Origin of the sequence: Mesorhizobium sp. M0136, assembly GCF_040322515.1 — a bacterium.
In the GTDB taxonomy this organism is placed as follows: Bacteria; Pseudomonadota; Alphaproteobacteria; order Rhizobiales; family Rhizobiaceae; genus Mesorhizobium.
Genome location: NZ_JAMYTP010000038.1, coordinates 24,799 through 38,113, shown reverse-complemented (window position 1 = coordinate 38,113; position 13,315 = coordinate 24,799). Strand labels below are relative to the sequence as shown.

Here is a 13,315-nt window from a genome sequence, read left to right as displayed (position 1 = left end):
TTGAAAGTTGGTTGGCCTATGGATCGAAGATTATCGCTCTCCGGCGCCCCCCTCTGGCCTGCCGAACATCACCCCAACAAGGGGGTATTTGGGAGGGCACGGCGGCTTTCGCCAGTCGCCGATGTTGCTGGAATGAGCGGAGCGCTGAAACTGCCAATCTCACCCCTTGTGGGGGAGATGTCCGGCAGGACAGAGGGGGGCGCGAAGGAACGCAATCCTCACTAAGAATCTCGAATCTGGTGGTCTAGCGTGCAACGCGCACCATCATCTGACTCCCGCATCACCGCCGGCATCGTCGCGCTCGCCGCCGTCGCGTTGCTGATCGGCGGTGCATTCACCGGGCTCGTCGTCGAAGCCACACGCGACCCGTCCGGTGTCGCCTCCGCCTTCGATTCGTATCTCTTGCGTATCGTCCGTTTCACGCTCTGGCAGGCTCTGCTGTCGACCCTGCTCTCCGTAGCGCCAGCGCTGTTCGTCGCGCGTGCCCTGTCGCGGCATCCACAGTTTTTCGGGCGAGGCTTTATCCTGCAGCTTTTCGCCGTGCCACTGGCGCTGCCGGCCATTGTTGCCGCACTCGGTGTCTTGGCGCTCTATGGCCGCGCCGGCTATTTTGCCGGCACGCTGGGCGCGCTAGGCGGCCAGAGCTGGCCCGGCATCTATGGCCTGTCGGGCATACTCGTCGCCCATGTCTTCTTCAACCTGCCGCTGGCGACGCGGCTGTTCCTGGAGGCGTTGCAGACCGTGCCGGCCGACCAATGGCGGCTGGCGAGCCTGCTTGGCATGGGTGCTGCGCCGGCCTTCCGGCTGATCGAATGGCCGCCGCTGCGTGCGGCCTTGCCGGGCGTTGCCGGGCTCGTTTTCATGCTGTGCATCACCTCCTTCACCATCGTGCTTACGCTCGGCGGCGGACCCAGCGCGACGACGCTGGAGGTTGCCATCTACCAGGCGCTGCGTTTCGACTTCGACCCGGCGCGGGCTGTGACGCTGACCCTGCTGCAGATTGCCCTGACCTTCGTCGTCGTGCTGGCCTTGACGCGGCTCGGCGCCAATATGACCGGCGACGCCAATCTGCCGGTGGCGCCGCGCCGGTATTTTTCAGCCGGTGCGGCCGAGACCGTGCTGAACGCGCTGGTGATCGGGCTGGCACTGCTATTTGTCGCCGGGCCGATGGCGGCCACGCTGGCGGCCGGGCTTGGCGCCGATCTCGGCCGCCTTGCCGGCGAGAGCGCGGTGCGGCAAGCGACGGCGACCAGTGCCGTGCTGTCCGTCTTATCGGCGCTGCTCTCCCTGGCACTGTCGCTGTCGCTGGTCATGGCACGCCGGGCGCTGGCGCTCACCCGGCGGACAGGCCGGCGGACGGTGCTCGAACATCTGGCCGACACCGGTGCGGGGTTCGTCCTGGTGGTGCCGCCCATCGTCATCGGCGCCGGTTGGTTCCTGCTCCTGCGCACCGTCAGCGATGTCTTTGCGATCGCCCCTGTCATGGTCGTTGCGGTCAATGCGGTGATGGCGATGCCGTTCGCCATCCGCGCCATCCGCCCTGCCTATGACGCGGCGAGCGAACGCCACGAACGGCTTTGCGCACAGCTTGGCATCTCAGGCTGGAATCGCTTGCGGCTGGTCGACTGGCCGTCGCTGCGGCGGCCGCTCGCCACCGGCTTCGCTTTCGCCATGGCGCTGTCGCTCGGCGATCTTGGCGTCATTGCGCTGTTCGGCAGCGATTCCGTGCAAACCTTGCCCTACCTGCTGCTGGCCCGCATGGGCAGTTACCGCACCGAGGATGCGGCCGGGCTGGCGCTGCTGCTCGGCCTTGTCTGCCTGGCGCTGGTGCTGACCGCGGACTGGATGGGAAGGAGGGAGAAATCATGATGCCGATCAGCCCGGAACGCTCCATTTCGGTGGAAAAAGGCGCGGCCGTGCGGCTCGATAATGTCTCGTTCAGCTATGGTGAAACGCCGCTTATATTCCATGTCGATTTCCCGGCGTCGGAAATCACCGCCATCATGGGGCCGAGCGGTTCGGGAAAGTCGACACTGCTCAATCTGGTGGCCGGTTTCGAGGCGCCACGGTCAGGCCGCGTGCTCATCGGCGGCGCCGACGTCAGCACTGCGCCGCCATCAGCGCGGCCGGTATCGATGGTGTTCCAGGAAAACAACCTGTTTGCCCATCTGTCCCTCGAGCAGAATGTCGGGCTTGGCCGCTCGCCTTCGCTCAGGCTGAGCGAGGCTGACCGCGCCGCAGTCGCCGCAGCGCTGAAGCGCGTCGGCCTTGCCGGCAAGGAAAGCCGACTGCCGCGCGAACTCTCCGGCGGCGAGCGGCAGCGCGTCGCGCTCGCCCGGGTTTTAGTGCGCGACCGGCCGGTGCTGTTGCTCGACGAGCCGTTCGCTTCGCTCGGACCGGCACTGCGCGACGACATGCTCGACCTGGTGGCCGACGTCCATTCGGAGCAGCGCATGACGGTGCTATTCGTCACGCACCAGCCGGACGATGCGCGCCGTATCGGCCAAAACATGGTTTTCCTGGACGGTGGCACGGTTGCCGCGACCGGCACCGCCGCCGATTTTTTCGTTGGGGCTGGACCGGAGGCATTCCGACGCTATATCGGCTCGGGTCCGTTTGCGGCTGGATCACGAGATGTTGCCCGGAAGCGGACATAATTTATGGTCAAACCGGAGGAAGGCGAAGCGGCGCTTGCTTGCCATGGTCGAGGTAGTGTGGCTAGGTCCGCCAGGAGCTGGTCCGGCCTGGACCGTGATTTGCCCTTGCTGCCTCGTATCTGTCGGACGCACGAAGGACGCCGTAGAACTTGATTTTGCGCGTGATGCTTTCCGGAAATCGCGCCCGATTTTCGCGGTCACGTCCCAGGACTTGAAAGGAAGCCGACCTGCCGACCGGCATCGACAATCGGAGGGTGAAACCGCTGGCGCGCTTTCTGGCGCTGGCCGGTCTTGCCGTGGCGCTGGCAAGCTGCCAGATGTTCACGCCTCCCGACGTGCAGGAATCGGGCTTCCAGCCCTCCGACAAGCCGATTACGGTCGACAATGTCGCCGCTAACAGCAGGCTCGCCGAACTGGCGAAGGCGCAGCACCCGCGCATCCTCGCCACCTATGGCGGCGAGTATTCCGACCCCAAGCTCGAGCGCATGGTGGCCAAGGTCGTCGGCAGACTGACCGTGGTGTCGGCCAACCCGACCCAGACCTACCGCATCACCATCCTCAACTCGCCCAACGTCAATGCCTTCGCGCTGCCGGGCGGCTATCTCTACATCACCCGCGGCCTGCTGGCGTTGGCCAACGATTCAGCCGAGCTTGCCGCCGTCATTGCGCATGAGATGGGCCACGTTACGGCCAATCATGGTCTGCAGCGCCAGCAGCTGGAAGCCGAAGAGGGGTTGGCGACCAAGGTCGTTTCGGACGTGCTCGGCGACAACCCGACGGCCAAGGCGGCGCTGATCCGCGGCAAGCTGAGGCTGGCCCAGTTCTCGCGCAATCAGGAGCTGGAGGCCGATGCCATCGGTATCAAGTCGATCGGCGAAGCCGGTTTCGACCCCTACGCCGCCGGCCGCTTCCTGCAGTCGATGTCGGCCTATACCGATTTCCGCTCGATCAGCGGCGCCACCGACGCCAGCCTCGACTTCCTGGCGACGCACCCCAACACGCCGCAGCGTATCGATCTCGCGCAGCGCCACGCCCGCCAGTTCGGCGCGCCCGGTGTCGGGTCGCGCGACCGCGATTCATTCCTTGCCGGCATAGACGGGCTGCTCTACGGCGACACGCCGGAGGAAGGCTATGTGCGCGGCGAAACCTTCCTGCATCCTGGCCTCGGCGTGTCGTTCTCGGTGCCCAACGGCTTCATCATCGACAATTCGGCGGCGGCGGTGACGGCCACAGGCCCGGGCGACATGGCAATCCGCTTCGACGGCGTTTCGATCGACAAGGACCGCTCGCTGACCGACTACATCCGCAGCGGCTGGGTTGCCGGCCTCGACGACAGCAGCGTGCGCCAGGAGACGATCAACGGCAACGAAGCGGCGACCGCGCATGCCGGCGCCGATGGCTGGCAATTCGATATTGCGGTGATCCGCGCCGGCGGCCAAGTCTACCGCTTGCTGACTGCTGCACCGTCGGCCAGCACCTCGCTGGGCACGGTGGCGCGCTCGGTCAGCGGCTCGTTCCGTATTCTGAGTGCAGCCGAGAAGGCTGCGCTGAAGCCGCTGCGCATTCGCATCGTCACGGTGCGGCCCGGCCAGACAATGGGCTCGCTGGCCGCGCAGATGGTCGGCGTCGACCGCAAGCTGGATTTGTTCAGGGTGCTCAACGCGCTCTCGCCGGGTGCTGCGGTTTCGGCCGGCGACAAGGTTAAGATCGTCACCGACAAATAGCAGCCGACGCGATTCAGGCTGCGAGAAATTCCGGATTCTGCTTTACCAGCGCGGCCTTGAGCTTTTCCATGGCGCGCGCCTCGATCTGCCGGACACGTTCCTTGGAGATGCCGAGCGTCTCGCCAAGCGCTTCGAGCGTCGCGCCCTCGTCGCTCAGCCGGCGTTCCTCGATAATCCTGAGTTCTCGCGCATTGAGAGCGCCGAGCGCCGTCTTCAGCCACACCGAGCGGCGTTCGACGTCGATCGTATCGCCGACGACCTCATCGGGTAGCGGGTCATCCGAAACCAGGAACTCCATCCGCTCGGTTGCGCCCGCATCGTCGGCAAGCGGCGTGTTGAGCGAGCTGTCCGGCGCCGAAAGGCGGGAATCCATCATCGCCACATCGGCCTCCGATACCCCGAGAGCCGCCGACACTTCGCGGTAGAGCGTGGCATTCGACGTCTGCTCGGCGCCGTTTGCCAGGCGGGCACGCAGACGCCGCAGGTTGAAGAACAGCGCCTTTTGCGCGGAGCTGGTGCCGCCGCGCACGATCGACCAGTTGCGCAGGATATAGTCCTGCATCGATGCGCGGATCCACCATGTCGCATAGGTCGAGAACCGCACCTCGCGCTCGGGCTCGAAACGGGCCGCGGCCTCCAGCAGCCCGACATGGCCTTCCTGGATCAGGTCGCCCAGCGGAAGGCCGTAGTGGCGAAACCGCGACGCCATGGAAATGACCAGCCGCATATGCGCGACGGTGATGCGGTGCAGCGCGTGCTGGTCATTGTTTTCCTTCCAGCGCAGCGCCAGGAGATGCTCTTCGTCACGTTCCAGATAAGGGGCTTTCATCGCCGCGCGAACCATGGTCCGTCCTGCACTGTCTTCCATCATGCCGCGCTCCTGCTTCAGGCGTTGCGGTGCGATCGAATCGTGAGTTGGCGCCGATGGTTGAAATGGCGGCGCCGCGCCCTACAACAGCGAAGAACGTGCCATGCGAGGGAATGTTCCCCCGGACTGTCATGTCGATTGCGCTGTTCCAGGCGATTCGCCACCGGCCTTGACTCAGCCGGATGGCGCCGGGAACTGCTGGTTGAGAATTGGATTTCAAGGGCGCGAGATTTTTGAAATTTAGTTTCTTATTCCGGCATCGCGCATCTGTCATTTTCCGGCACTCGCAATGACGCCGGACATCGGTCAAGGACGGGATCACAGAAAAATGAAATGGCTCAAATCGCTTATTATCGCCGGAACGCTGCAGGTTCTGGCCATCGCCGCCGGTCATGCCGGCGCCAATCTCGACCAGATCAAGCAGTCCGGCGTCTTCAAGGTCGGCACGGAAGGAACCTATGCGCCCTTCACCTATCATGATGCTTCCGGCGCGCTCGTCGGCTTCGACGTCGAGATCGCGCGGGCCATCGCCGAGCGCCTCGGCGTCAAAGCCCAGTTCCTCGAAGGCAAATGGGACGGGCTGATCGCCGGTCTCGACGCCAACCGCTACGATGCCGTCATCAACGAGGTCGGCATCACCGAGGCGCGCAAGGCCAAATATGACTTTTCGGATCCCTACATCGCCTCCAAGGCGGTGCTGATCGTGCGTGGCGACAACACCGATATCAAGAGCTTCGCCGATCTCAAGGGCAAGAAGGCGGCGCAGTCGCTGACTTCGAACTTCGGCAAGCTGGCTGAAACCAACGGCGCCGAACTCGTCGGCACCGACGGCTTCGACCAGTCGATCCAGCTTCTTCTTACCGGCCGCGCCGACGCCACCATCAATGACAGCCTGTCCTTCCTCGACTTCAAGAAGCACAAGCCCGACGCCAATGTGAAGATTGCTGCGCAGGAGGAAAACGCCGACTATTCCGGCGTCATCGTGCGCAAGGGCGATCCGGAACTGGTGGCCGCCATCAATAAGGCGCTGGCTGACATCAAGGCCGACGGCACCTACAAGAAAATCGCCGACACCTATTTCGGCCAGGACGTTTCGAAGTAAAACGGCTTTCTCGTGTGGGCCGAACGCTGGCCCGCGTCGTTCATATCGCGGCGAGCTGTCTTTTGACGGCCCGCCGCTTTCGCGTGATGTGAGCGACGGCAATCTGGCAAGGAGGAGCCTTCGTGCCGCACTGGCTGCAACTGATGCTGGAATCCCTGCCTACGCTGCTGTGGGCCGCACTGATCTTCACCGTGCCGTTGACGCTGCTGTCGTTTGCATTCGGTCTTGTCCTAGGCCTGGTTGTGGCGCTTGTCCGGCTGTTCGGTCCCAAACCGCTGGTCGCCGTGGTCCGCTTCTACGTCTGGATATTCCGCGGCACGCCGCTTCTCGTGCAACTGTTCCTCATCTTCTACGGCCTGCCATCGGTCGGCATCCTGCTCGACGCCTTTCCGGCAGCACTGATCGGCTTTACCTTGAACATCGGCGCATATTCGTCGGAAATCATCCGCGCCGTCATCGGTTCGGTGCCCAAGGGCCAGTGGGAAGCGGCCTATTCGATCGGCATGACCTGGGCCCAGGCAATGCGGCGCACCATTCTTCCACAGGCGGGGCGCGTCGCCGTGCCGCCGCTGTCCAACACCTTCATCTCGCTGGTCAAGGACACTTCGCTCGCCGCCGCTATCACCGTGCCGGAGATGTTCCAGGCGGCGCAGCGCATCGTCGCCACCACCTATGAGCCGCTGATCCTCTATGTCGAAGCAGCGGCGCTCTATCTGGTGATGAGCTCCGTGCTGTCGGCCTTGCAAGCGCGGCTGGAAACGCGGCTCAACCGTTATGGCGGCTTCCTGGAGGCGCGCGCATGATCGGCCTCACCAACATCGAAAAGCGTTTCGGCGACAATTTGGTGCTGAAGGGCGTGACCGTCACCATCGAGGAAGGCAGCGTCACGGCGCTTGTCGGGCCGTCGGGCGGAGGGAAGAGCACGCTTTTGCGCTGCATCAACCTGCTCGAGCTGCCGACTTCAGGCACGGTACGGATCGGCGACGATGCACTTGAATTCCACCCCGGCGGCAGGGTCTCGACCAGGGATATCCAGCGACTGCGGCTGCAGACCGGCATGGTGTTCCAGAATTTCCAGTTGTTTCCGCATCGCACTGCGATCGAGAACATCATGGAGGGGCTGGTGACGGTGCTGAAATGGCCCAAGGAAAGAGCGCGCGGACGGGCGCTGGCCCTGCTCGAAAAGGTCGGCATGGCGCACAAGGCCGATGCCTGGCCGGCGACGCTGTCAGGCGGCCAGCAGCAGCGCGTGGCGATTGCCCGGGCTCTGGCGCCTTCGCCGAAAGTCCTGCTCTGCGACGAGCCGACCTCTGCACTTGATCCGGAACTGGCGCAGGAGGTGGTCGACGTGCTCGGCAAGCTCGCCAGCGAGGGCACGACAATGGTGATGGCGACGCATGATCTGCGGCTCGCCTCGAAGATCGCGCGGGAAGTGGTGTTCCTCGATGCCGGCAACATCGTCGAACAAGGGCCGGCCGCGGTACTGTTCAGCAACCCCGAGCGCCAGCGGACCAAGCGGTTCATCGCCACGCTGAAGCAGGAGGCGGAAAGGGAAGGCGGCGGCAAGAGCTAGAATGGCCATTACCGGTCAGCCAAAACAAAAAACCCGGCGCGAGGCCGGGTTTTTCTGATTCGAAGGCGAAAAGCTCAGGCAGCCTCTTCCTGCTCGGCTTCCTCGTTGTCTGCCTTGGCGCCGCGCTTGGGGCCCTTGTTGAGGTTCACCTCGATGAGGCGAACCGCTTCGGTCTCCGACATGCGGTTGACGGCCGCGATCTCGCGGGCCATGCGGTCGAGGGCCGCCTCGTAGAGCTGGCGCTCGGAATAGGACTGCTCCGGCTGGTTGTCGGCGCGATAGAGGTCACGCACCACTTCCGAGATCGAGATCAGATCGCCGGAGTTGATCTTGGCATCATATTCCTGGGCGCGGCGCGACCACATGGTGCGCTTGACGCGGGCGCGGCCCTGCACGACCTTCAGCGCGCGCTCGACATAATCCTCTTCCGACAGCTTGCGCATGCCGATCGAGGTCGCCTTGGCGACCGGCACCTTGAGGCGCATCTTGTCCTTCTGGAAGTCGATGACGAACAGCTCCAGCTTGTGGCCCGCGACTTCCTGCTCATCGATCGAGACGATCTGGCCGACACCATGCGCCGGATAGACGATGTACTCGCCGGTCTTGAAACCGTGGCGCGCTGCGGTGGACTTCTTCTGCGGGGTGATCGTTGCCATTACGCCCTGAACTCCTTGTTGTGGTACCGGCATCGTGCCGGCCCGAACTCGTGCGACCGGGGTGACCGGTCCTTAGCCACACAACGATGAACTCACCGGAAAGGCCAGGACCGGCAAATCGCAACATTGCGACCGCCTGCCCCAGATCGCTCTGGTCCGGATTGAGAAATTCACCTTTCAGTGATTTGGGGCGTTTGCGCCATAAATCGACGTTGTGTCACCGGCATGTTTGGCTGATGTAACACAAAAAGTCGGAAGAATCAAGGTTTTGCTGCACGCGCGAAGGCCACGCGCCGTCGCCGCCTGTCAAGGCAGTTAATGTATCACGTCTGTTAAGCGGCGTCAGGCCGCCGCAGCTGGCCGGCTCGTCAGTCGCCTTCGCCGGGCTCGGGGGAGAAATATTTCTCGAACTTGCCAGTTTCGCCATCGAAAGTTTTAGCGTCGGCCGGCGGCTCCTTCTTGGCGGTGATGTTGGGCCATTTCTCGGCATATTCGGTGTTGATCTGCAGCCATTTGTCGAGGCCCGGTTCGGTATCGGGCTTGATCGCGTCGGCCGGGCATTCCGGTTCGCAGACGCCGCAATCGATGCACTCGTCCGGGTGGATGACGAGCATGTTCTCACCTTCGTAGAAGCAGTCGACCGGACAGACCTCGATGCAGTCCATGTATTTGCATTTTATGCAATTGTCGGTCACGACATAGGTCATTGGTCGGCTCCGGGACGTCCCATTTTGTTGGGCTTTTTTGGTGAGGTAACGCCTTTGTCCGCTGGTGGCAAGGGCGGCCCCTGCCAGCGGTGCCGCGGTTTCCGGAATGGAATTCCGGAAGGCCGGCAAAGCGGGCGTTCGACCTTGCTCAATCGTCGCCGAGCAGGTGGTCGGTCTGGCGGCGTTCCTTCTTCGTCGGGCGACCGCTGCCGGCCTCGCGCAACGGCGGCACCGCATCCGGAAGCGCCTCGCCCTTGGGCGTGGCGGGCGGCGACATGTCCTCGTAGAGCAGGCGGGCCTCTTCGGCCGGGCCACGCCGTACGCCGGTGCCAAGGACTTTCCAGACGAAGATCCGCCGCTCCAGCGTGATGGTCAAAACGTCGCCCGGCCGGACCGCATCGGAGGCCTGCGCTGCTTTGTCGCGATTGATGCGGACGCGTCCGGCGACGACCAGCTTGGCTGCCAGCGTGCGCGATTTTACCGCGCGCGAGAAGAACAGCCACTTGTCGATGCGCTGGCGGGCATCAGTGACCATTGGACGAGCAGCTTACTTCTTCAGCTGGTCGCGCAACGCGGCGAGCTTGGCGAAGGGCGAGTCCGGGTCGAAGCGGACCGGGCGTTCCTCACGCGGTTTCGACTGGAAGGCGGGCTTTGCGCCTTGGGCGCTGCCTTTGCCGTCCTGCCGGCCAGCCTTCCAGTCGGGCCGGTTTTCGCGCCGGTCGGGGCGGTCGCCTTGTGGCTTGCCGGCGCGCTGCTCTCCAGCCTCGCCTTGCGGTTTAGGCTTGAACTTGCTGCGATCGAAGCGCGGTTTGCCGGCGCCGTCACGCGGGTCGTGGCGCCCCTGACGGGCGGCCCGGTCGCCTGGTGTCGGTTGCCCGCCCGCATCTACCGGCGCATCGCTGCGACTGTCCGGCGCAGCTTGACCATTGCGCGCGCGAGCGCCCCGTTGATTGTCCCGGGGGCGGTTGTCATGCTGGCGATGACGCGGGCGCTGGTCGAAACGACCCTGCCGCCACAACAGGATAGGTTTTGGCTCCTCCGCCTCCGGGGCAGCGTCGTCGGCGACTGCTTCCGCCGTCGCTGCAGGTTCGGCCGGCGATGCTTCCGTCGTTTCGAAGATCGGCGGCTCTGCCGGTGCCATAGCCTCAGTTTCCGCCCCAAGTTCCGCCGCCCTTGGCTCGGCCGCTGGTTCTGCAACCGCTTCGGCGGTGGGCAGGATCTCTTGCGTGACTTCTGCCGCAGCTTCAGGGGCTGGAGCTTCCGCGACAGGCTCTGCCGTCGCTTCGGTTACAGCTTCGGCCGCCGCCTCCGCAACGGGAGCCGCATTCGACACGGGTTCCGAAGCCTCCGCCGGCAGCTCTGCCGCGGCAGATGCTTCCGCCATCCTCGCCTGCTCGACTCGTGTTGCGTCTTCAGCCGCCTGCTTTGCAGCGGCCGCTTCGCGCGCGGCATTGTCCTGTGCTTCGAGCCGCGCCTTGACCTCGGCCGCCGGTTTGGCATCGGCGCGATAGCCGAGCCCCTTCAGGATTTCTTCCATGTCGTCGGCGGTCGCGCCGAGGATCGACATCATCGGCGGCGTCACCATGAAGGACTGGCCGTCATAGGCGCCATCGGGGCGAGGCCCGAGGCCCGGCTTCCAGTTGGTCGCCGGTCGGATCAGGTCGGCCAGCCGCTCGAGAATATCGACGCGTACAGCACGCCGGCCGAGATTGCGGTAGCCGGCAAGCTTGTAGAAGGTCTTGTCGAAGGTCGGATCGATGACCACCGAGGTGCGGCCGGAGGCCAGTGCGTGAACGACATCGCCGAAGCCGGGCTTGTCCTTGCCGTCGTTTCTCAGCGCCCACAGCAGCGTGATCAACCCGGCCGGCGCCGGCTTGATCAGTGCCGGCACAAAGACATGGTAGGCGCCGAAGCGCACGCCGAGGCGGCGAAGCGCCGCGCGGCCTTCCTGGTCGAGCGACTTCATCTCGTCGGCGATGTCGCGACGATTGATGAGGCCGAAATGCTCGACAAGCTGGAAAGCGATGCCGCGGCCGATGCCGGAGATCTGCTCGGCATTCTTGAGGTCGACCAGCGGCTTCAGCAGGGATTCGATCTGGAAATTGACGAAGCGCTCGGCGCGCGCCGCAACCTTGTCGCGGGCCGGACCGGTGAGCTGCTCGTCGGCCAGCAGGACGAGACGCGGCTTCAAAGCGTCTTCGCCGGCGACCAGCGTGCCGATCGGCGCGCCGATCCAGCGCAGCGTGCCATCCGAACCCAGGGCGATGTCGCCATTGGCAGAGGCGCCGAAGCGCTCGGCCCGCGCCTCGAACTCGGCGGCAAGCGCCTTCTGCGCCGCCGCCCGCACCGCCTTGGCATCCTCGCCGCCGGCGCTCTGGTCGGCGGTAAAGCGGAAACCCTGCAGCTCGCCGACATGATGGCCTTCGACGAGGACGGTTCCGGTTGGGCTGATTTCGGCTTCAGGCATCGTGTTTTCTCTAAGGCGCCGCATGAGGACGGAAGTCCTGCGGTCTACAAAACGTTTCGTCAACCGCTCATGCAGCGCATCCGACAATCTGTCTTCGATTTCGCGCGTCTTTTCCTGCCAGTGTGCCCGATCGGCCAGCCACCCGGGTCGGTTGGAAACGAAGGTCCATGTGCGGATCTGGGCAATCCGGTGCGACAGCGTGTCGATGTCGCCTTCGGTGGAGTCGGCACGGCGCACCTGCTCGGCCATGTAGTTCTCGTCGACATGGCCATGCCTGGCAAGGTCCATGTAAATAGAGGCGATCAAGTCGGCGTGCTGGGCCGGCGCGATCTTCCTGTAGTCGGGCAGCGCGCAGGCTTCCCACAGCAGCGCCACGCGTCTGGCATCGGTGGTGAGTGCCCGGACATCCTCGTCGCGCGACAGATGCTCGAGCGCCTGCGCGTCCACGGCCGGCAGCGCGCGCGTCAGGCCTTCGACCGGGGCGTTGGTCTCGATCGAGCGCTTCAGCGCATCGAGGTTGGCGAAATCGAAATGCGCGGTGCGCCACTGCAGCACTTTCACCGGGTCGAAATCATGCGCCTCGATCTTCTTGACCAGTTCCTCATCCAGCGGATCGACCTGGCCGGTGACGCCGAAGGTGCCGTCGCGCAGATGCCGGCCGGCGCGGCCGGCAATCTGGCCGAGCTCGGCCGCTGTCAGGTTGCGGTACTGGTAGCCGTCGAATTTACGGTTCTGGGCGAAGGCGACGTGGTCGAGGTCGAGGTTGAGGCCCATGCCGATGGCGTCGGTTGCGACGAGGTAGTCGACGTCACCCGACTGGAACAGCGCCACCTGGGCGTTGCGGGTGCGCGGGCTGAGTGCGCCGAGCACGACGGCGGCACCGCCTTGCTGGCGGCGGATCAGCTCGGCAATGGCATAGACCTCGTCGGCCGAGAAGGCGACGATCGCGGTGCGCCGCGGCAGGCGGGTCAGCTTCTTCGAGCCGGCATAAGCAAGATGCGACAGCCGTGGCCGGGTCACCACCGACACGCCCCGCAGCAGGCGCTGCAGGATGCCGTGCATGGTGGCCGCGCCAAGCAGCAGCGTCTCCTGGCGGCCGCGCAGATGCAGGATGCGATCGGTAAAGATGTGGCCGCGTTCGAGATCGCCGGCGAGCTGGACCTCGTCGATGGCAACGAAGGCGGCGTCGGTCTCGCGCGGCATCGCTTCCACCGTGCAGACCGAGTATTTCGCGCCAGCCGGCTGGATCTTTTCCTCGCCGGTGATGAGCGCAACCTTATGGGCGCCGACCTTCTCGCAGACGCGCGCATAGACCTCGCGGGCAAGCAGCCTGAGCGGCAGGCCGATGACGCCGCTTTCATGCGCCACCATGCGTTCGATGGCGAGATGGGTCTTGCCGGTGTTGGTCGGGCCGAGCACGGCCGTCACGTCCCGGCCGGTCAGGATCAGCGGTTCAGTGTGTTTCGGATGGATGTTCATCGGCCTGGAAATAAGGCTCTCCGCCTCGCATTGTCGGGAGCGCGCCCATATTGGCCGCGTATGACAGGCGACACATAGGGAT

Annotated in this window: 11 protein-coding genes; 6 read left to right on the top strand and 5 right to left on the bottom strand. The window is 64.6% G+C overall.

What is annotated here, in order from left to right:
* Positions 1-249 precede the first annotated feature (249 nt).
* From thiP to NKJ35_RS28895, 3 genes are all read left to right on the top strand, one after another.
* Positions 250-1,869, top strand: coding sequence for a thiamine/thiamine pyrophosphate ABC transporter permease (gene thiP, locus NKJ35_RS28905; protein WP_352650966.1), 1,620 nt, complete (start codon positions 250-252; stop codon positions 1,867-1,869).
* Entirely contained in the window at positions 1,866-2,657 is a 792-nt protein-coding gene (thiQ, locus tag NKJ35_RS28900) for a thiamine ABC transporter ATP-binding protein (RefSeq protein ID WP_352650964.1), read from the top strand. The genes thiP and thiQ overlap by 4 nt, the downstream gene beginning before the upstream one ends.
* 254 nt (positions 2,658-2,911) lie before the next feature.
* Positions 2,912-4,381 (top strand): M48 family metalloprotease, encoded by a 1,470-nt coding sequence (locus NKJ35_RS28895; RefSeq protein WP_352476125.1) that lies wholly within the window; start codon positions 2,912-2,914, stop codon positions 4,379-4,381.
* A 13-nt stretch (positions 4,382-4,394) separates the two neighbouring features.
* Here the strand turns inward: NKJ35_RS28895 and NKJ35_RS28890 are convergent, their stop codons facing one another.
* The gene (locus NKJ35_RS28890; protein WP_254816490.1) at positions 4,395-5,252 is read right to left on the bottom strand and encodes an RNA polymerase factor sigma-32; all 858 of its coding nucleotides are present in this window, start codon (positions 5,250-5,252) and stop codon (positions 4,395-4,397) included.
* 325 nt (positions 5,253-5,577) lie between these two features.
* Here NKJ35_RS28890 and NKJ35_RS28885 point away from each other — a divergent pair, with 325 nt between their 5' ends.
* The 3 genes from NKJ35_RS28885 (at position 5,578) to NKJ35_RS28875 (ending at position 7,924) form a co-directional block, all read left to right on the top strand.
* Complete coding sequence (locus NKJ35_RS28885; protein WP_352454874.1) at positions 5,578-6,351, top strand: amino acid ABC transporter substrate-binding protein; 774 nt, start codon at positions 5,578-5,580, stop codon at positions 6,349-6,351.
* 122 nt (positions 6,352-6,473) lie between these two features.
* Entirely contained in the window at positions 6,474-7,154 is a 681-nt protein-coding gene (locus NKJ35_RS28880) for an ABC transporter permease subunit (protein WP_023721020.1), read from the top strand.
* Positions 7,151-7,924 (top strand): amino acid ABC transporter ATP-binding protein, encoded by a 774-nt coding sequence (locus NKJ35_RS28875; RefSeq protein ID WP_254816493.1) that lies wholly within the window; start codon positions 7,151-7,153, stop codon positions 7,922-7,924. The genes NKJ35_RS28880 and NKJ35_RS28875 overlap by 4 nt, the downstream gene beginning before the upstream one ends.
* A 74-nt stretch (positions 7,925-7,998) precedes the next feature.
* Here the strand turns inward: NKJ35_RS28875 and NKJ35_RS28870 are convergent, their stop codons facing one another.
* From NKJ35_RS28870 to NKJ35_RS28855, 4 genes are all read right to left on the bottom strand, one after another.
* Complete coding sequence (locus tag NKJ35_RS28870; RefSeq protein WP_006327799.1) at positions 7,999-8,580, bottom strand: CarD family transcriptional regulator; 582 nt, start codon at positions 8,578-8,580, stop codon at positions 7,999-8,001.
* Between the two features lie 368 nt (positions 8,581-8,948).
* Positions 8,949-9,287: a ferredoxin FdxA gene (gene fdxA / locus NKJ35_RS28865; protein WP_254816494.1), complete on the bottom strand. Its 339-nt coding sequence runs from the start codon at positions 9,285-9,287 to the stop codon at positions 8,949-8,951.
* A 148-nt stretch (positions 9,288-9,435) separates the two neighbouring features.
* Positions 9,436-9,822: an RNA-binding S4 domain-containing protein gene (locus NKJ35_RS28860; RefSeq protein ID WP_352650961.1), complete on the bottom strand. Its 387-nt coding sequence runs from the start codon at positions 9,820-9,822 to the stop codon at positions 9,436-9,438.
* Positions 9,823-9,834: 12 nt separating this feature from the next.
* Positions 9,835-13,233 carry a helicase-related protein gene (locus NKJ35_RS28855; protein ID WP_352650959.1) on the bottom strand — a complete coding sequence of 1,133 codons (3,399 nt, stop codon included), beginning with the start codon at positions 13,231-13,233 and terminating at the stop codon, positions 9,835-9,837.
* Between the last annotated feature and the right edge of the window lie 82 nt (positions 13,234-13,315).